General features: G+C 29.0%; 14 protein-coding genes. 1 reads left to right on the top strand and 13 read right to left on the bottom strand.

Annotation, left to right across the window (positions count from 1 at the left end; all coding sequences use genetic code 11):
- Window positions 1-40: 40 nt before the first annotated feature.
- The 5 genes from P3X86_RS13765 to P3X86_RS13745 form a co-directional block, all read right to left on the bottom strand.
- Complete coding sequence (locus P3X86_RS13765; protein WP_483293277.1) at window positions 41-1,258, bottom strand: radical SAM protein; 1,218 nt, start codon at window positions 1,256-1,258, stop codon at window positions 41-43.
- Window positions 1,255-2,667 carry a radical SAM protein gene (locus P3X86_RS13760; RefSeq protein WP_483293276.1) on the bottom strand — a complete coding sequence of 471 codons (1,413 nt, stop codon included), beginning with the start codon at window positions 2,665-2,667 and terminating at the stop codon, window positions 1,255-1,257. Before P3X86_RS13760 ends, P3X86_RS13765 begins: the two co-directional genes overlap by 4 nt.
- A 22-nt stretch (window positions 2,668-2,689) precedes the next feature.
- Window positions 2,690-4,003, bottom strand: a complete 1,314-nt coding sequence (locus P3X86_RS13755) for a radical SAM protein (RefSeq protein WP_483293275.1) — start codon at window positions 4,001-4,003, stop codon at window positions 2,690-2,692.
- A 301-nt stretch (window positions 4,004-4,304) separates the two neighbouring features.
- On the bottom strand, window positions 4,305-5,651 hold the full coding sequence (locus P3X86_RS13750; protein ID WP_483293274.1) for a radical SAM protein: 1,347 nt from the start codon (window positions 5,649-5,651) through the stop codon (window positions 4,305-4,307).
- A 564-nt stretch (window positions 5,652-6,215) separates the two neighbouring features.
- Window positions 6,216-7,721, bottom strand: a complete 1,506-nt coding sequence (locus P3X86_RS13745) for a DUF1846 domain-containing protein (RefSeq protein ID WP_483293273.1) — start codon at window positions 7,719-7,721, stop codon at window positions 6,216-6,218.
- A 292-nt stretch (window positions 7,722-8,013) separates the two neighbouring features.
- Here P3X86_RS13745 and P3X86_RS13740 point away from each other — a divergent pair, with 292 nt between their 5' ends.
- On the top strand, window positions 8,014-8,823 hold the full coding sequence (locus P3X86_RS13740) for a MerR family transcriptional regulator (protein WP_483293272.1): 810 nt from the start codon (window positions 8,014-8,016) through the stop codon (window positions 8,821-8,823).
- Between the two features lie 136 nt (window positions 8,824-8,959).
- Here P3X86_RS13740 and P3X86_RS13735 read toward each other — a convergent pair whose 3' ends face one another.
- From P3X86_RS13735 to P3X86_RS13700, 8 genes are all read right to left on the bottom strand, one after another.
- Window positions 8,960-9,391, bottom strand: coding sequence for a hypothetical protein (locus P3X86_RS13735; RefSeq protein ID WP_483293271.1), 432 nt, complete (start codon window positions 9,389-9,391; stop codon window positions 8,960-8,962).
- Between the two features lie 207 nt (window positions 9,392-9,598).
- Window positions 9,599-10,822, bottom strand: coding sequence for a S41 family peptidase (locus P3X86_RS13730; RefSeq protein ID WP_483293270.1), 1,224 nt, complete (start codon window positions 10,820-10,822; stop codon window positions 9,599-9,601).
- A gap of 100 nt (window positions 10,823-10,922) precedes the next feature.
- The gene (locus P3X86_RS13725; protein WP_483293269.1) at window positions 10,923-12,059 is read right to left on the bottom strand and encodes a murein hydrolase activator EnvC family protein; all 1,137 of its coding nucleotides are present in this window, start codon (window positions 12,057-12,059) and stop codon (window positions 10,923-10,925) included.
- A gap of 46 nt (window positions 12,060-12,105) precedes the next feature.
- A complete protein-coding gene (ftsX, locus tag P3X86_RS13720) occupies window positions 12,106-13,005 on the bottom strand; it encodes a permease-like cell division protein FtsX (RefSeq protein ID WP_483293268.1) in 900 nt (299 codons plus the stop codon).
- Complete coding sequence (ftsE, locus tag P3X86_RS13715; RefSeq protein ID WP_483293267.1) at window positions 12,995-13,681, bottom strand: cell division ATP-binding protein FtsE; 687 nt, start codon at window positions 13,679-13,681, stop codon at window positions 12,995-12,997. Before ftsE ends, ftsX begins: the two co-directional genes overlap by 11 nt.
- Window positions 13,682-13,979: 298 nt before the next feature.
- A complete protein-coding gene (locus P3X86_RS13710; protein WP_483293266.1) occupies window positions 13,980-16,280 on the bottom strand; it encodes a Lon protease family protein in 2,301 nt (766 codons plus the stop codon).
- 497 nt (window positions 16,281-16,777) lie between these two features.
- Window positions 16,778-17,212 carry a protease complex subunit PrcB family protein gene (locus P3X86_RS13705; protein WP_483293265.1) on the bottom strand — a complete coding sequence of 145 codons (435 nt, stop codon included), beginning with the start codon at window positions 17,210-17,212 and terminating at the stop codon, window positions 16,778-16,780.
- A gap of 133 nt (window positions 17,213-17,345) precedes the next feature.
- Window positions 17,346-19,040: a LysM peptidoglycan-binding domain-containing protein gene (locus P3X86_RS13700; RefSeq protein ID WP_483293264.1), complete on the bottom strand. Its 1,695-nt coding sequence runs from the start codon at window positions 19,038-19,040 to the stop codon at window positions 17,346-17,348.
- Between the last annotated feature and the right edge of the window lie 485 nt (window positions 19,041-19,525).

The following is a 19,525-nucleotide window of genomic DNA, read 5'->3' as shown; positions in this document are numbered from 1 at the left end:
ATTTCTCTAGGGTGATTATTTATAGTTTTTTAAATCTTTTTTAACTACTTGTCTTTATAAATGTATAGCTTTTTAGTGAATTTTCAATGACTATTTTGTTATATAAGCAATCCTCTTCATCCATCTCTGTTATAAGACAACCACCGCCACATAATCTCTTTGCCCAACAGTCATAACATTGGTTCATAGGTTTAAATTCTCTCTTAAATTTGTTCCATATTAACTTTGAATCCAAATTACCTGCACAGAATTGCTTATTTCCAACAACTCTTGAACAGTTATACAAATCTCCTTCTGGTGAAAACATAATAGTAAATGAATTATAAAATTGACATTCGTTCATCAATCTATTATTTTCTATTCTACTTTCATAATCAATTATATTTGCTAATGTAAATTTATTCTTATTATTGGTTTCATCATTCATTATTTGAATTAAATCAATCAATTGTTTTTGAAAAACATTTAATGCTTGTTTATCGAGCCTTAAATTTTCATCAGTTGTATCAACTGGTGAAAAATATACACTTGTTAGTCCTAGTTTCCATAGAAATAATACATCATCCTTAAAATTATTTATATACTTTTTATTTAGTGTAATTCTAGCCATTACATTATTGTGAACTTTTAATATTTTTTTTATGTTACTTACTACCACGTCAAATGTTCCTTTATTATCTTTAAATTTTCTATTACCATCGTGAGTTTCTTTGTTACCATCAATGCTAAAGTTTATATTCATGTTGTTTTTAACTATTACATCAAGTATTTCATCATCTAAAATTGTTCCATTTGTAGTTAATATATAGCTAATATTATATTTTGATTTAGATAATTTATCGTTAATGTATTCTGTTGCAAATAAGAAAACTTCCTTGTTTAATAATGGCTCTCCACCAAAAAAGTTTACTTTTATATTTCTAGTATCCTTGTTTAAATATTTTAGAAAGTAATCAATACTTTTTTTTGCTGTTTCTTTACTCATAAATTTATTTTCAAGATCATTTTCTTTTTCATAACAGTATGAACAATTCATATTACAAGAATGTGTAGTTATTAGCCATAGATTTTGTAGCACTTTCCCATCTTTCCACATATCCTCACTTATATCAAAGGTCTTTCTCACAAGAGATTTTCCATTCTTTTGGTTATTATATTGTTTAAAGTCATATTGCTCAGCTAAATAAATTAATCCTGTTTCTGTTTCATAGACATAATTTTTTCCGTTACTTGTATACAAAAATAGTTTATTATTCATATTTTCATCTCCATAAAAAAATTATTTAATTCTTTATTGTTGCTTACTAGCATTTTAGAATACACTCTTATACTTTCTTCTTTTATAATCTTGATTTGAGCACAATTTATATCAGATGGTAAATCTATATCGCCTGTATACAGTTTATTCTCTATAGGACACCCATCATTACACAATGCTTGTGCCCAGCAATTTTCGCATTTATTTATTTTTTGTTTTTCGTAATTTTTCCTGTAAAAATCAATGTTCTTTTCTTTTACATTTGATATTTTATACTCGTCTTCGCCTACAGTCTTATAACATTTGTAGATATCTCCATTTGCTGCAAATACAAGTACTTTATCATTGTACAATGAGCATTTCCCATTATTTTTTCTGTCTCTAATATCTACTATACTTTCTATTATGTTGTTTACTGATTTATAATTACCTTTGATAATATTTTGACTAGTTTTATTTGCAAGGCTTTTTATTTGATCTTTATAAGATAGTAAATCTGCATAGTCAAATGTTTGATCTTTATCAATACAAAGTGCTATATTGACAAATTTTATTCCATGATTCCATAAATGCTCAACAGATGATTCCATAAAAGAAATATCTTCTTTTTTAACTACCATATTTATAACCATTTCAGGAAAGACTTCTAATAATTTTTTTGTGTTTTCTAATACATCTTTATAACTATTTTTCCCAGATACATACGGTCTATTTCTGTTGTGAATCAATTCTAATCCGTCAATACTAACAGACATATCAAAATCATTTTCTTTTAAAAAATCTATTAATTTAGAATCTAAAATCGTTCCATTGGTTGTCATTGTATATTTAGCTCTAGCCCCTATATTTTTTAATAATTTATTTATTTCATTTACTGAATATATAAGTACATCTTTATTGACTAAAGGTTCTCCTCCAAAAAAAGCTATGTTAAATCTTTTCTTAGTTTTATCTATTTTATCAAACCAATGGTTAATACATTTTTTAGCTGTGTTTTTAGTCATTAATTGTGCTTTTCCTCCATATGTACCACAATCAGCATAACAATAACTACATTTCAAATTGCAATCATGTGCTATATTTAGCCATAACCCAGTTATATATTTGCGATTTTTTTCTCTATTATAAGCTTCATACACCACATTTTTTAGTGGCTCGTATTGCTTATTAAGTTCTTTGATTTGTTTTAGTGCATTTTTTATATCATTAGTCTTATATTTTTCTCCTAAAAATTCTATAAACCTTTCTTCATTATATTGTTTATCAAACAAATTAATTGACTTAAATATATAATAAATTATTTCTGGTACATTAAATAGCATACCTTTTCTTCCATTGTATATGAAAAAACTCCCATCTTCTTCAAATGGTAAGATTGTCTTTCTATTTTCATAAATTAAATCTTTCATCTTTATGGATATCCTTTCATTTTCATTTTAACGCTACCATTTTTTCTAAACCTTTTTGCTTTAATATGTCGTAAATATATATTTTGAGCTTGGCTATGTGTTCTTTCAATTCACACAATAATTCACGCTGTTCATTGTCGTTATAAATCAATTTTTCGGATAGACATAGCCCCCCACATACATACCTTGCCCAACATTTTTTACATTTTAAGTCATCATCTAAGAATAGCTTTAATTTCTTATGCTTTCTCAAATCATAGTCTCCATTGATATTCCCCAATTTGTACTCATCCCACATTAACATATCACACGGATATATGTTTCCAAACGAATCAAATGCAAAGAGATTATACATTGATCCACATTTCCTTCTTATAGGTTTTCTCTCATATAGTCTATCTAAATTAGTCAATAAAGGGTGACAGCTAACTTTCTTTCCTCTTATCATGAAATCTAATAGCATGTCTGCTAGTTTAGAATATTCACTTTTTATTTCTTCGATATCTTCTTTACAAAACTTAAAATTCTTATCATGTGACTTCACCAAATCAAAATGAAGATGGAAAGCTCCCATATCGTAAAATTTCTCAGCTGTTTCTAGAATATTTTTGTTATATGGGGTAACGGTTATATGAAATATATCAAAGTTTACTTCTTCTTTATATTTATTGAAATTATTCATTACATTATCATACTGGCTGATGGTTTTATTTGAGCACGATCTTAAATAATCGTTTGTCTTCTTATCCATACTATCTAAACTAACCATAAAGCTCACTTCTTTTTTATTAAAAAGATCTATTATTTCATCGTTAAACATTGTCCCATTAGTTGTTGTAGTAATTTCTACTTTAGTGTTATACTTTTGAGCATATTTTTGTATATTTTCAACTATCTCTTTAAATATAGTTGGATTAATAAGTGGTTCTCCTCCAACAATTTGTATTGATTTAGCTATAACATTTGAATCTTCTTTAAAAATATAGTCTATGACATCTTTTGCAGTTTCACTTGACATTTTGCCTACTTTATCATGATTTCCTCCATCAGCAAAACAGTATTTACAATTCATATTACAACCATGGGCTATATTTATCTGTAAATCAACATGCTTTTTTTCACTCTCTAGTAAAGCTTCTTTGTTTGTTTTTTCTAAAATCTTTCCCATTTCTATTTCATTATAAATTATTTTATCAACTTGACTAGTTGCACTCATTTGATTATCTTTGTAACTATTTATAAATAACTTGTCTAATTCCTTGTCATATCCAAATATAAGTAAACTATTAGGTAAAAAAATATATTTTTTCCCCTTTATTTCTAGTACTTTGTGCATACTATTCTTCCTCTCTCTAAAAGAACTTACATAAACTTAACTGATCAAATAAGGTAAAAGGTGTGTATAAAACACACCTCTAAGACTTTTTCTCTACTATCTACATGTAGGCATACAAATTCCATCGCATGAGCCACAGTAATCGTCGTTACCACAACTTATTATATCTGGAATCTTAAATGTATCTTTGTTATTTAATGGTTGTATAGTTTTCACTCCTTCTCCTCCTTTCCTGTATAATTTATTGGTTTTTATGTATTTTAAGTTATGTCAAAACTTATACCCTTTTTTTATATACTGATTATATAGCGTTTAATTTAACATAAAGTTTTAAACCCTCTTTCATCAATATTTTTCTAAAATCACACCATATATCATAGACTTTTTTTACATCACCACTACAACTATAGTTTATTTGTGCACATTTATTACATATACTGTCTGCCCAACATGTGCTACAACTCAAATCAACATCAGTAGTATATCTATCCCAGTCTATTCCCTTTTCAATGTTTCCTGCTGTAAATTTGTCATTTCCAAGTAATCTATGACATCTAAAGACTTCTCCATTTGTGTTTACCATCAAGGCTCTCAACGAGTTATATCCACAAGTTTGCGCTACTACCTTACCATGTATTGCTTGTACATATCTCATTAACACTTGTAAGACTTTATTGTTATCATTAATTATGCTATCATATGTGATATTAGCTAATTTACTTACCTGTTGTTCTATATCTTTTATATCCTTATGTGTTATTTTATACGTTTCATTTTCTGAAATTACTAAATCAAAATTCACTTTATCTATACCAATATTCCATATATTATTTACAGACTCATACAAATTTTTGACTTTATCATGTGTCAGCGTCAATCTTGCACCTACATTAATTCCTTTTTCTATTAACTTGTATATATTTTCTTTTATTGTAATATAACTACCTTTACCCGAAACATATGGTCTGTTGTCATTGTGAAAAGTTTCATCCCCATCTATACTAACTGTGACTCTAAAATCATTCTCGCTAAATAATGTCAGTATATCTTCATCTAGTATAGTACCGTTTGTTGTTATGGAATAAGTCGTTTTTTTATTGAACTTTTTAAGACATTCATTTATATAATTAACTGAAAATACTAATACTTTTTTATTTAATAATGGCTCTCCTCCAAAAAAAATGACAGATAGTTTCTCGTTTAGATTTGCGTACCTTAACCAATAGTCAATTGTCTTTTTTGCCATATCAATATCCATGACTTGTCTCATAAATCCATAACTTCCACCATCGCCATAGCAATATTTACATCTCAGATTACAGTCATTAGAAATATTCATAAGCAATCCTCTTAAAAGCTTACCATCTAACCATTCCTGATGTGTTACATTATATATTTTATCTAGGTACTTTTTTTTGTGTTCTATGCTAGAATCCAAAGATTCTTTAATAATTCTTACTTGAGCTTGCACTTCTTTTTTGTTGTAATTTTTTGCTAATTCTTTAATCATATCTTGTTCATTCATATCGTTTTCTAAAAGACAAATTATATCATCTATTAAATCAGTACTTTGAAGCAATATATTATAATCCCCTATGAATATCCACTCTCTATCTAATTCATTAAATTTTAGCAAATTTAATTTCATATTTCCTCTCCTTTTGTTTACAGCTTGCAATATTTTTTCCTTATTTTTTATTTAATATATATTATTGTATTTTTTTCTATCTATTGCAATTCTAACATTATTCTTTTACCCCTTTATGTCACTGGATTAAAAATAATAAAACTATTTTCAAAAACACATCCATATTAATACATTAATGTTGCTCTTATTTATATTTATTACATAATTAAATTTTGGGTATGGACTCTGATAGGTATAAAAAGAATATTAATTTCAAGAGAGTAAAATTAAGAACTGGTTTGAAAATATAATGAGTAGTTATTTTTATGTTATTACTTATAGAGGTGTAAATTATTACTCGCTGAATACTGAAATTGTAATGAATTCTTAGCTCAAGATAAGCATAAATTTGAGGGGAGAATTAAATTCCCCCCTCAACTTAAGCTTAATAACTATATTTTATATCAATTTCTTTACAGTCTTATTTAAGACTAAATATTACATACATTTATTTGATAAGATTAGTTTAAATACAGCATAGTCATATATTTTTTTGAATATACAATTGCTCGTTTTTTATTTTATCTAATTATAAAATAAACTACTAGATGGATATTCAGGATCAGATGTTACATCAATTCCAAGTTTTCTAAAAGTTTGTTCATCACTAGTACTCAATATTGTTGTTGAGTGTGCTTGACATCCTCTTAACTCTGCTAGTTTTTCCATCGCTGCTGCAGCCATAGTATTTGTTGCTGCACATATACTTAATGCTAATAGTATTTCTTCACATGTCAATGCTACCTTTTTACTAACAAAAGTTTTTGATTTAAGGTTAATAATAGGTTCTAATATCACTGGTGATATTAAATGAATCTCATCTGTTATTTTGGCTAAATGCTTGATGGAGTTCAATATTACTGCTGCTGAAGCATCCATTATTTCAGAACCCTTACCTGTAACTATAGTGCCGTCTTCTAATTCTAATGCTACTGCTGGGGCTTGCTCTGTTCTATTTTCCTCTTGCTTTAGCCTAGCACTTCTTTCTCTAGCTGGTACTACTACTTTACGATCTTCTACTTTAAGATTTAGCTCTTCCATAATAAGTGCTACTCTTTGAAATGTGTCAAGATCAACATACCCTTTTTTATATTCACATCCAGTTTTGAAGTATCTTCTGATTATCTCTTGCTTTGAAGCTTCTTTGACTACTTCATCATCTGTAATACCAAAACCTACTCTGTTTACTCCCATATCAGTTGGGGATTTATACACCGATTCTTCCCCTGTAATCTTTTCTATTATTCTCCTTAATACAGGAAACGTTTCAATATCTCTGTTATAGTTTACCGCTATCTCGTTATATGCATCAAAATGGAATGAATCTATCATATTTACATCTTTTAAATCCGCCGTCGCTGCTTCATAAGCTATGTTTAGTGGATGTTTTAATGGTACATTCCAAACTGGGAAGGTTTCAAATTTAGAGTATCCAGCAACTTTACCTAATTTATGTTCATGATATAACTGACTTAAGCATGTAGCTAGCTTACCACTTCCAGGTCCAGGTGCTGTAACTACTACGATTGGTTTTGTTGTCTCTATATATGGATTTTGTCCATAGCCTTCATCACTTACTATTATATCTACATCTGTTGGATATCCCTTCGTTGAACTATGAGTATATACTTTAATTCCTCTTCTCTCAAGCTTGTTTATAAAAACTTTAGCAGAAGGTTGGTTATCATATCTTGTAATAACAACACTGTTTACATCAAGCTCATAGAATCTAAATTCATCGATTAATCTTAACACATCTAAATCATATGTTATACCAAAATCTCCCCGTATCTTATTTCTCTCTATATCACCAGCATAAACACATATAATAACTTCGACTTTCTCTTTAAGCTTGTGTAGTAATTTTATCTTTGCATTTGGGTCAAATCCCGGCAAAACTCTTTTTGCATGTAAGTCACAAAGTAGCTTGCCTCCAAACTCTAGGTATAACTTATCGTAATCATTTACTCTCTCCAGTATGAACTTTGATTGTTCTTCTAAGTATTTCTTGTGATCAAAACCTATTCTCATATCTACCCTCTCAATCTTTTTTTATTCTCTGACTATTTTAACATAAAATTTGATAGATTATAATAGTAATTTATTAAAAATTAAAAATTTATTTTTATTAGCAAATGCTCTATAAAGACTTAGAAAATTTAGACTATTAAATATTATACTTATTTTAAATTTGTCAATAGTATTTTATCCGATATTTTATATTTCTATTTTTATTTATATAAAATCATATTGACTTTATCACACTGACAAAGTTTATAATAAAATTAAGTCAATAATATGCATATTATTAGGAGGTATAATTTTGTATAAAATTAATGAATTTTCGAAGTTTGCTAAAATATCAGCTAGAATGCTTAGATATTATGATAAAGTAGGACTTTTTAAACCTGCTAAAATTGATCAATTTACAGGTTATCGTTATTATTCTGCTTATCAAATACCTAAACTGGTCAAAATTATCACTCTCAGAGACTCTGGTTTTAATGTAGATGAGATTACTTACTTGATTGAATGTAAAGATAATCATGACTTTTTAAACCAACTAAAGCTTAAGCAAAAAGAACTCTTAAAAGGTATTGAGGAAGAAAAGAAAAAAGTTAATAATATCGATAATATTATATCTATAATGGGAAAGGATGATTTTTTTATGAAATATGAAGTAAAGTTAAAGGAAATACCTACTATTAAAGTTGTATCAACTAGAGCAATTGTTAAAAATTATAGTAATGAAATAGCTCTTTGGGAAAAATTGGGTAGTTATTGTATTAATAATGAACTGCAACCCTTAGCTCCACCCTTTGCTATCTATCATGATGGTGAGCATAAAACAGAAGATGTAGATATTGAAGTAGCTATGCCTATCTCGGTGCTAAAGGATAATGAAGATAGCATTATTTTTAGAGAAGTGTCTTCTATTCCTTTAGTAGCATCTGTTAAGCATAAAGGTAGTTATGAAAATATTGATGCTGCTTTCTTTTATCTTGCTAAGTGGATTGAAGATAATCGCTATGAGATTAATGGTAATGTTCGTCATGTCTCTGTTAAAGGAGGATGGAATGAATCTGACCCTGCAAATTTTGTAACAGAGATACAAATGCCTATAAAAAAATAACTTGATAAAGAGCAGGAGCTTTACATTTAGCTAAATGTAAAGCTCCTTATATTAAAATACTATAGCTAAATCAAATGTTATAATATTGAAAGCTAGTACGTAATTTAATAAGCATAATTTCTTTATAATACGCTTATTAGTATGCTGTACTTACTATATAGCTTGTACCAGATGCTGAGCCAGATGCTTTATTGTATATCTTACAGTAATATTTTCTACCTCCAAGTCCATTCACTAGTGCACTGATTACATATTTTTTACTATAACTATCATATGTTGCTTTTTGAGTGCTGATATATTCTCCATTATCATAATAATATTTAACACTGAATTTGCCATCTGCCTTAGCATAGAAAGTGCTTGATGTAAAATAATATTTAGTATATGTGTAATTAGATGTACCATCCCAGCTACCTTCGTACGGATAGCTTGAAGGTTCAGATGTAGGTGCTGAAACAGCTCTAATACCTACTTCATATTCCGACGCACATAAATCTTTAGCAAATACACCATTTGCTCCTATTAGCAATACAATAACTAATAATAAGGCTATTTTTTTACATTTCATATTTCTCACTCCTTTGTATTATTTATTTTACTACATTATAAATTTATTTATATTATTTGTCAACTATGTTTATATATGTAAATTGTTAAATTATTTTAATAACCTCTTTATATTTGATCTAATCTTACTTGAAAATTATAAAAAAATCTTTAAAAAAGGAGCTTTTTTATTTGATTTCACAAACAAAATAACTCCTTCAACTAATAACTATTTAATTTTCTGTTTTAGCACACTAACTGCTTTCTTTAATTGAACATCAGCATTTATGTTATCTACTCCTATTTTTATGTCAGACGACATCTCTACTTTTATATCTGGTATTATACCTATACCATGTATACTTCTTCCATTAGGAGTATAATATTTTGATACTGTTATTTTAAACCCCGATCCATCGTCAAGTGGATTTACTAGCTGAACTATACCTTTACCATATGTCTTTGTTCCTATTATAACTCCTGATTTTGTATCCTGTACTGCTCCAGCAAGAATCTCTGACGCACTAGCGCTACCTTGATTAACTAACAGCACATATGGTATTTGTAACTTATTTGCATCCGAATATTCTTCTTTTCTTTTTCCTTTTCTAGTCTCTGTGTAAACTATCAGTGATTTACCTATTAACTCATCAGCTATATCTACACATTCGTCTAAGTACCCTCCTGGGTTGCTTCTTAAATCTATAACTAATCCTTTTATATTTTTACTCTTAAGATTCTTTAGATGACTCATGAATTCATCATAAGCATATTCGTCAAAATGTCTTAATCTCAAATATCCTATTTCTTTATTTATTAACTTAGATTTGACTTTCTCTACTCTTATTATCTGTCTTTTAATACTTATATCCTTGGTTATTGTTTTATTGTTTTTGTCTTTTCTCATTATGGTTATTGTTACACTTGTATTTGGCTTGCCTTTCATAATTTTAACAGCGTCATCTAAGTCTTCTGCCAAATACTCTTTGCCATTTATTTTGATTATTTTATCTCCTGGCTTTATGCCTGCTTTTTCTGCTGGTGTATCTTCTATAGGTGATATTACTGTTATAAGATTGTCTTTTCCTGGTGCTATGTAGATACCTATCCCTTCGTAACTACCTTTTGCTAAATCCATATAGCTTTTAAACTCTTTTGGCGTCATATACTCTGAATACGGATCATCTAAAGCTTCAAACATTCCCTTCAATTGTCCATCAAATAACTTTGTGTCTTTTATATCTTCTAAGAAATTTTCTTTGATATATTCCTCTAGCTGAAAAAGCTTTGTATGATTCTTGTATATATCTTTTATCTTATCGTATTCTGTTTTACTGATTCTAACCGATTCGAGAAAATTGTACTCTATTAAATTCGTAACAAATATTGTAGACACACTAGTTATAACTACAAGAAGAACTGCAATCACTATTGCTTTTCTTTTTGGTATCATTTCATCACCTCTACTAAAATTAGGATACAATTGCATAGTTTATTTTATTAAACAACGACTCATATTATACCTAGTTAGTGTCAATTTGAGAAATATAATATTATTTTATCCAATTTATTGGATTAACTCTATCGCCATTTTTCCTAACCTCAAAGTGTAAATGAGCACCTTTTGATCTTCCTGTGCTACCTGATTTGGATATTACTTGTCCTTTTTTTACTTTCTGTCCTTTCTTTACTAATAACCTTGAGTTATGTGCGTATGCCGTAGCAATCTTTCCACCATGGTCTATTATCACTAGCTTGCCGTAAGTCCCATAATAACCTGCAAAAGCTACAACACCATCGTTTGCTGCTAATATACTTGTTCCTTGTGGTGCTCTTAAATCCACGCCCGAATGAAACATAGGTCTCTTCAAAACTGGATGTTTTCTCATTCCAAATTTAGATGTAACATAAAAATATCCTTCTACTGGCCAGTGCATTACTCCACCAGAATATTTTGCTTTTGACATCTGGCTTGCTATAAGTTTATCTAACTCTTTTGCTTGTCTTTCCATTGTGTTAAGTTCTTTTTCTAATTGTGCATTACTATCTTTTAGCTTTGCTATAATCTGTTCCTTCTGTCTAGATGCTAGCATTAAACTTGATTTTTTTTGTTTTACATTAGTTTTCGTTACTGTAAGCGTAGCTTCTTTTCCTACTAACTCTTTCTTTTTATCTTCAATAATTTCTTTTTGCTCTTTCATATATCCTAATAATTCTTTGTCCTGCTTCATAATATACTGAACCATATCTAATCTTGACAATAAATCACCAAAATCCTTTGCTCCTAATAATACCTCTAAGTATCCTAGATTTCCGTTAATATAAGTAGCACGTACTCTTTGTTTTAGCACATCATTTTTTTTGAGTATGTTATCCTCAGCCTGAGCCAGTTCACCTTTTGTAACTTCAATCTCTCCTTGGACTTTTTTCAGCTCAGCCTCTACTATCTCTAGTTCTTCTTGTGCCTTGTCCATATTTAAATCTAATCGTTTTATCTCATTTGCAACTTTTTTCTTTTCTGCCTCATTTTGTTTTAATGACTTTTCCAGTTTCTTTATTTCACTGTTAGTATTATTAAGCTTATTTTTTAAGCTATTGATACTATTGCCGGCATAACTATCGTATGATATACTATCCAGTGCAATAAACATCATAATAACAGCTGTTAGAATAGCTATTTTCTTCTTCAATTACTTTCTCCCCCTTATTATTACTTAAACTATTAGCTTGTCTCATTTAAACTTTTAAGAACTTTCTAAGTGAAATAATACTTCCTAAAATTCCTATTCCAACCCCTATTGCTGTAAATAGTATAACTATGTCATTGAATATTTTAAAAGGTGGTATTATATACATTGTCATAAATATATATAATTTTTCGTTAGCAATTTTGAATACATAGTTATATGTAAAATTAACTATTAATATTGATATCCCAGATGCTATTAAACCAAGTATTATACCCTCCATCACAAACGGTCCTCTTATAAATCCATTTGTAGCTCCAACGTATTTCATAATATTTATTTCTCGTTTTCTAGCAGCTACTGTTATTCTGATAGTGTTTGTAATTATGAATATTGATATAGCCATAAGTATACCTATGATTACTAATCCACCCATTCTAACCATTTTAGATATATAAAGCATTTTATCTATAATATCTTTATAATATTTTACGATGTCTGTACCTTCTAACTTCTTTAGCTCTTTTACTACGCTATCAGCATAAGATATGTCGATTAAATATATTATGTATTTGTTTGGGAGTGGATTTTCATCTTTAAAACCTTCTAACAAAAATGCATCATCACCATATCTCTCTTTTTCTAGTTCAAATGCTTTTTCTTTTGATAAGAATTCTACTTTTTTTACTCCTTTTATAGCCTCTATTTGGGACTTCATATTTTTTAATGGTTCGCCTATTACATCATTTTTTATGTATACCTGCATTTCATCAAATGAATCTTTAACTGTTAATGTGCAGTTGTTAATATTCAGTATAACTATCATGATTATACCTAGTATAATCAACACAGATGTCACGGAACATACTGATGCTATACTCATTAATCTGTTTCTAAATACACCTTTAAAACCTTCTTTTATGCTCCTTCCTAAGGATCTAATACCCATTGTCATACACACCTTTCGCTTCGTCTCTTACTACTTCTCCTGCATCTAATTCAATAACTCTTCTCTTCATACAATCTACTATATCCTTAGCGTGTGTAGCCATTAATATGGTTGTTCCTCTTCTATTAATCATTTTAAGAAGTTTCATTATATCCCAAGCTGTATCTGGATCTAAATTTCCGGTAGGCTCGTCTGCTATTAACAATCTAGGATTGTTGACTATTGCTCTAGCTATTGATGTTCTTTGCTGTTCTCCTCCTGAAAGTTCTCTTGGATAACAGTTTGCTTTTGTGCTCAAATTAACCATACTCAGTATACTCGGGACTTTTCTCCGTATTTCCTTTGATGGCGACCCGACTATTTCCATTGCAAATGCTACATTTTCAAATACTGTCTTGTTCTCTAAAAGTCTAAAATCTTGGAAAACTACTCCCATCCCCCTTCTGATATCTGGTATTTTTCGATTTCTTACGTATGTAATATCTAAATCATTAAATAATATATTACCCTTTGTGGGATTCTCTTCTTTTAGTAATAATTTTATAAATGTTGATTTCCCGGCTCCACTTGCACCTACTAAAAATACAAATTCACCTTTATCTATATGTATATCTATATTTCTCAAAGCTTTTGCTCCGTTAGGATATTGCTTTGTTATACTGACAAAATCTATCACTCCACCACTCCTGTTCTATTTTAGCTACGTTCTATCTAATATATCTTCATTTTTTTACACGTATGTTTCCCAATATGTAAAAATATCTATTTTTCTTATCTATAATTTCTTGTTATTATATGTATTTACGATAACTTGCAAGCAAAAATACTCATAATATAATTATAATACTTATTTGCACGAAAAAAAGTAGAAATAAACTCCATTACAAGACTATTTCTACTTTTTTCTCTGTTTTCCTTTAATATTCTTTAATTTTTAGTAACTTTATAAAAATTAAATTTTTAATATTTGTAATCTATTCGTAATCTTTATTTAAGAGCGCGTAGCTTTCTAGCTTTTTTTGTACAAAATAATGCATAGTTCCCGGGCAATAATTCCCTTTTTTATCTATTTTCCCAGCTTTTATTCCTGTTAATACCTCTATTCCCTCGTCTATTGTGCTTATCGCATATATTGTAAACATTTGTTTTGCTACTGCTTCTATAACTTCTTTTTTCAACATTAAATCATTAATATTTTGTTTTGGTATGATAACTCCTTCTTCACCCGTTAAACCTCTTTTGTCGCACAAGTCAAAATATCCCTCTATTTTCTCATTTACTGCACCTATAGGTTGTATTACTCCCTTTTGATTTACTGATCCTGTTACTGCTATAGATTGATTTATCGGAACTAATGATAAACTTGAAAGTATAGCATATAGTTCTGCACTTGATGCACTATCTCCATCTATATAATCATATGATTGTTCAAATGTAATGCTAGCATTTAGTGATAATGGTCTTTTCTGTGCATATTTACCTCCTAAATATCCTGTTATTATATAAACACTTTTATCATAAATACTACCGCTTTGATCTGCTTCACGTTCTATATTTATTATTCCCTCTTTACCTAAGAATGTCGAAGCAGTAATCTTATTGGGTCTAGCAAATAAATATTTACCTGATTCTACTACCGAAAGTCCATTTATCTGACCAACTTTTTTACCACTAGTATCTATTAAGAGCATATCATTTATTATTAATTCATTGAGTATTTCTTCGTATCTACCTTCTCTATTTTTTTTATCTACTAAAGCTTCTTGTACTTCTGTCAATGATACTATTTTCTTACTCTTAAATCTTGAGATTGCCTCAGACTCAAAAATTGCTTCTTGTATATCGTTAAAGCAACATGTAAGTTTGTTTTTAGCTCCTGCTAGCCTTGAACTATAGTTTATAATTTCTTTTATTGCGCTTTTATCAAAAGGTAATAGTTTATTTTGTTTGCACATATTTGCTACAAACCCTGACAGATTAATAATATTTTTAGTTGTTCTATCCATCTCACTATTAAATTCTGCCTTAATTTTAAAAAGCTTATTAAACTCATCATCATATTTATTTAATGATAGATACGTTTCATCATCCCCTATAATAATTATTTTAATGTTTAAATCTATTGGTTGTGGTTTTATGGATTCAACCATATTAAAGTTATGGGGTGGATTTTCTATAGTTATTTTCTTTGATATCAATGCTCTCTTTAGTCCTTGCCATGCTTCTTTATCTTCTAATAATTCTTTAGCATTTACTATTAAAAAACCTCCGTTACTTTCATGAAGTGATCCTGCCCTGATTTTTGTATGGTCAGTTCTTAATGCACCTATTTCTCCAGTGTACTCTATTGACCCTAATAAATTACTATATGTAGGATTTAATTCTCTTATAACAGGTGCTGATTTTAACTGACTATTGTCTATAAATAAATTTACTACATATCTGTTTAAGAATTCACAGTTAAGAGAGTTACTCTCACATAAGAACTCTTTATAATTTTTAACTATGTCATCTTCTATTTCTTCTAGAAAATTCACTACATCATTGTTATGATAAAATTTTTGTAGTACAGGTTTAATGTGAAAATCTACTAAATCAAATGCCACTTTTCCATCTAGCTGTTTTATCCTATTTACAAGTTGAGATTCTATTACGTTTATATGCCTTAGTGTTGATTGAATTTCTTGATTGAGCTGAGAAGAAATATCTTCTATTTTTCTTAGGTGGTGCAATGACAAAGGCATAGGGGTAAGACCATTTTCGGTCATTGTAAATTTAAAATCATAGTTTATAGCATTCAGATTCAATTTATCTACTACTTCTTCTATCTTAATTTTGTGTGCATTGTATATGTCATTTTTTCTTTCTTCGTATTCTTTTGAATTGAATATTTTAGGAACATCTATCTTTAATCTATTTATTAGTATCTCTAATTCTTTTTTCAATATTGCTCCATAACCGCTTTTTAGTCTTAACACATTTGGTTTGTATGATTTTTTAAAATTATACACATAACACCAATCACTTGGCACGTCCATATCTTTTGACAGTCTTTTTGCTAGGATTGTAGAATAACTACTCTTCCCACATCCATTTACTCCACATACGAATACATTGTATCCTTTTTGGTTTAAATGTAATCCAAAATGCAGAGCCTTTTTTGCTCTTTCTTGTCCTATCAAACTAATTTCAGCAGAGATATCATCAGTAGTTTTAAATTCTAGTTCTGACAATTCATCATTATTTGTAAGCTCAAGAACAGGTACGATATACAATAGTATCACCTCTATAACTAAATTATTTAGTAAGCACATTTAATAACTGTCGTTAAAAGATAATATTCTATAAATATTGTCAAATTCCTTTGTTCTGTGCTGTGATAGGGGATATTTCTTTACAAACATCGCCTTTTATCGCTGTAAATCACTAAGTTTAAGATATGAAAAAATCCTATAAAGAATTTTTAAAATTGATGATAAAGTCATCAAGATAACAGACTGTATTAAAAATTTCTAGTTCAAGGTGTGTTAAAATTGAGTAGTAGAGCTTACTTAAAAGTAAGTGAGCAACGGAAATTTTAACTACAACATAGAAATGGCTCTTTTCTACAATCCGAAAAATCTTATAAAGATTTTTGCATAGCTTATATTATCTTCCATAAACATTATCTCTTTATATCTGTTATAACTATAGTCAGCTTTAATCATACTTTCATTAGTTTCCATATTAGCATATGAAAAAAATGACTCCCGTGAGTCATTTCCTCATTTTCTTATTTCTTGTATTCAACTTTTAGTTTAATTTTATCAGGAAGCTTAGATAACTTAGTCTTTGTTACAACGTATGGATATGTAATAACTGGATTAACTACTTGATCTGGTGTTGGATCTTTATACAATGCATGAACAGTCATTACGTGCTTATTGTCAACTACACTTTGTGTAATTTTGTCTATTTCTACCATAAAACCTGAGCTTCTCTTTTCTCCTCTTGTCACTATTACGTATACGCTGTTATCAATCCTACATGAAAGCGCTCTCTCTTTAGCTATGTATCTTGGTAATACATTCATTATCTGCTGTGGTATTTGCTCTTCTGTTAATGTTGTGAATTTTACATTTTCATCACCTTTATGCATAAATCTTGGTACAAATACTGCTCCCATAACTATAATAGCTGCAATACCTAATATCATATACTTCTTCATAATATCCCCCCATCTACTCTATCTATAGTATTTTTATTCTAGAGCAACGGCTTTTATGATTAATATAAGCATTAAATTTTCTTAAAAGAAAGGGATTATCTCAATATATATCTTGAGAAATCCCAATTCTTTATTATTTTACAACTACTACTTCATTCTCAAGCATTTTCCATATATTACTATCTTCCATTCCTAATCTCCATAAGGCTATACCTCTTATACCCATCTCATTTGCTAATTCTATTTTAGCTAATATGCTATCATCATTTTCAAACCATACTTCATGTTTATTTCCTTTCTCATCCACATATGCAAACATAGGCGTTTTTGTTTTCTCATCAAATATAACTTTTTTATTGTATTTTTTAGCTATACTCATTGCTATATCATAGGTCACATATTGATTCTTACCTGTTGTTATATTAAAATCAAAACCAAATACTGATACAGCCGCTACTATCTTGTCTTTTGACATTTTTGTTATTGTATAATTGAGTACTTTTTCCATCCATCCAATCGATACAACTGGCCCTGGACCGCTACCCGGCCAACCATGCTCGTTATATAACATTACTACAAATTCGTCTACAGATTCTCCTATTATTTGATAATTGAATGGGTCTGAAAAAGGATTAAACGGCTTATCACTAACTCTTGAAGGTATTGAAGCTGAAAAATAGTATTTTCTTTTATCAAGCTCTTCTCCTAATTCTCTATAAAAACTTGAGAGCTTATCACTATCTTCTTTATTGACATCTTCAATATCTATATTTACTCCATCAAATTTGTATTCTTGTATTAATTTTACTATACTCTGTATAAATTCATTCCTACTTGCTTTTGTTGCTAACATCTTAGAAACTAATTCTTTAGCTACTTTGGTTCCACCGTCATATAGTAGATTATGAACTATAGCAAGTACTCTTACATTTTTGTTATGACCTTGATTGATAACATCGTCTACATATTCTTTTGTAAACTTGCCAAATTTCTCTATCTGTATAGGATTATCTTTGTTTAACCGAAACATAAACAAAGCTGTCTCTGATATAGACTGTGTATTACCAACAAATGATTTATAAGAGCTAGGAAGTGATGGTCCTTCCTCTAATGTGTAAAATCCTAATATATAAGATAATGGCTTATCTCCGCTATAGACTCTTACATCAACACTGTTACTCGAAATCCATCCATCTTTACCGTTATATAATCTCACTTTATACCATTTATTTGAATACCCTAGCAATGGCAATCTAGCACCTTTGCTCAGCTTTGTTATTATTTTGTTGTTAAGCCCTGCTCCCTGTCTTACATTTGCTATATTAATCTTAACTATTGCCTCAGAATATCTTGGTATTTTTAATTTCTGACCTACCACTAACTGAGGAGATGATAAGTTATTAAGTCTAATTATATTATTGATTGTTGTATTGAACTTCTTTGATATCAAGTATAATGTATCTCCCGGCTTTACGATATATATGTCCTCTGTTGGTATCATAAGTCTTTGACCTATAGATATTTCTTGAGATGTTAAACTATTTAAGGACATTAACCTTTTTATGCTAGTACCAAATCTTTTTGCTATTGTGTGTAGAGAGTCTCCATTTTTAGCACTATATATATTGGCTGAAGGCACTATCAATCTTTGACCAATCATCAACATAGGAGATGTTAAATAATTAGCTGACATTATACTCTTTATTGAAGTATTAAATTTCTTGGCAGTTGTATACAAGGTATCTTCTGGCTTGACAACATAAATTCTATCTGGATAAAAGAACATTACGCCACCTTCTTTTTTATATTGAACCTTAAAATCGAACATTATTATCTACTTTAATTTATGTTTGTTTTTAAATATTGTGATAGATAATAATTATACTAGAGCATTATATCCTTGTATTAGTGTTAGTTAGTCTATTAAAAAATAAGCTTTAAGCTAGTTTGTTGTATCTATTATTTTTTGGCATGATTGAGATTGTAAAACTAGATTTTAAATGATCATTACTTGTTTATAGAAGATTATCCTTATATCTTATGGGCTCTACAGATTATATAAATACGTCGTAGGAACAAGTACTCTAAAATCGCTTCTCCAAAAAACGGATATGCTTTTTGCTTGTTTCTGGTTATTAGTTCTTTTTAGATTATCTATGTGGGTCTTATGGTTATTCGTAGTTTTATTGGTTCAGCATTAGTATTTTGTTAGTTATTTATCTACAAAATAGAATTTAATGCCCAGTTTGTCAACTTTTCAAGCCTGACCCTACCTCGCTTTTTGTTCAAACATGAATAAACTCTCTACAGTGA

Source organism: Abyssisolibacter sp. ZYX002 (genome assembly GCF_056892235.1).
The sequence above is the reverse complement of the archived record's forward strand: the minus strand, read 5'-3'. Positions and strand labels throughout refer to the sequence as shown.

Excerpts from the sequence above, each read along its gene's own strand:
- P3X86_RS13765 (WP_483293277.1), bottom strand. The coding sequence starts at position 1,258 with ATGAATAATAAACTATTTTTGTATACAAGTAACGGAAAAAATTATGTC.
- P3X86_RS13760 (WP_483293276.1), bottom strand. The coding sequence starts at position 2,667 with ATGAAAGATTTAATTTATGAAAATAGAAAGACAATCTTACCATTTGAA.
- P3X86_RS13755 (WP_483293275.1), bottom strand. The coding sequence starts at position 4,003 with ATGCACAAAGTACTAGAAATAAAGGGGAAAAAATATATTTTTTTACCT.
- P3X86_RS13750 (WP_483293274.1), bottom strand. The coding sequence starts at position 5,651 with ATGAAATTAAATTTGCTAAAATTTAATGAATTAGATAGAGAGTGGATA.
- P3X86_RS13745 (WP_483293273.1), bottom strand. The coding sequence starts at position 7,721 with ATGAGAATAGGTTTTGATCACAAGAAATACTTAGAAGAACAATCAAAG.
- P3X86_RS13735 (WP_483293271.1), bottom strand. The coding sequence starts at position 9,391 with ATGAAATGTAAAAAAATAGCCTTATTATTAGTTATTGTATTGCTAATA.
- P3X86_RS13730 (WP_483293270.1), bottom strand. The coding sequence starts at position 10,822 with ATGATACCAAAAAGAAAAGCAATAGTGATTGCAGTTCTTCTTGTAGTT.
- ftsX (WP_483293268.1), bottom strand. The coding sequence starts at position 13,005 with ATGGGTATTAGATCCTTAGGAAGGAGCATAAAAGAAGGTTTTAAAGGT.
- P3X86_RS13705 (WP_483293265.1), bottom strand. The coding sequence starts at position 17,212 with ATGAAGAAGTATATGATATTAGGTATTGCAGCTATTATAGTTATGGGA.
- P3X86_RS13700 (WP_483293264.1), bottom strand. The coding sequence starts at position 19,040 with ATGTTCGATTTTAAGGTTCAATATAAAAAAGAAGGTGGCGTAATGTTC.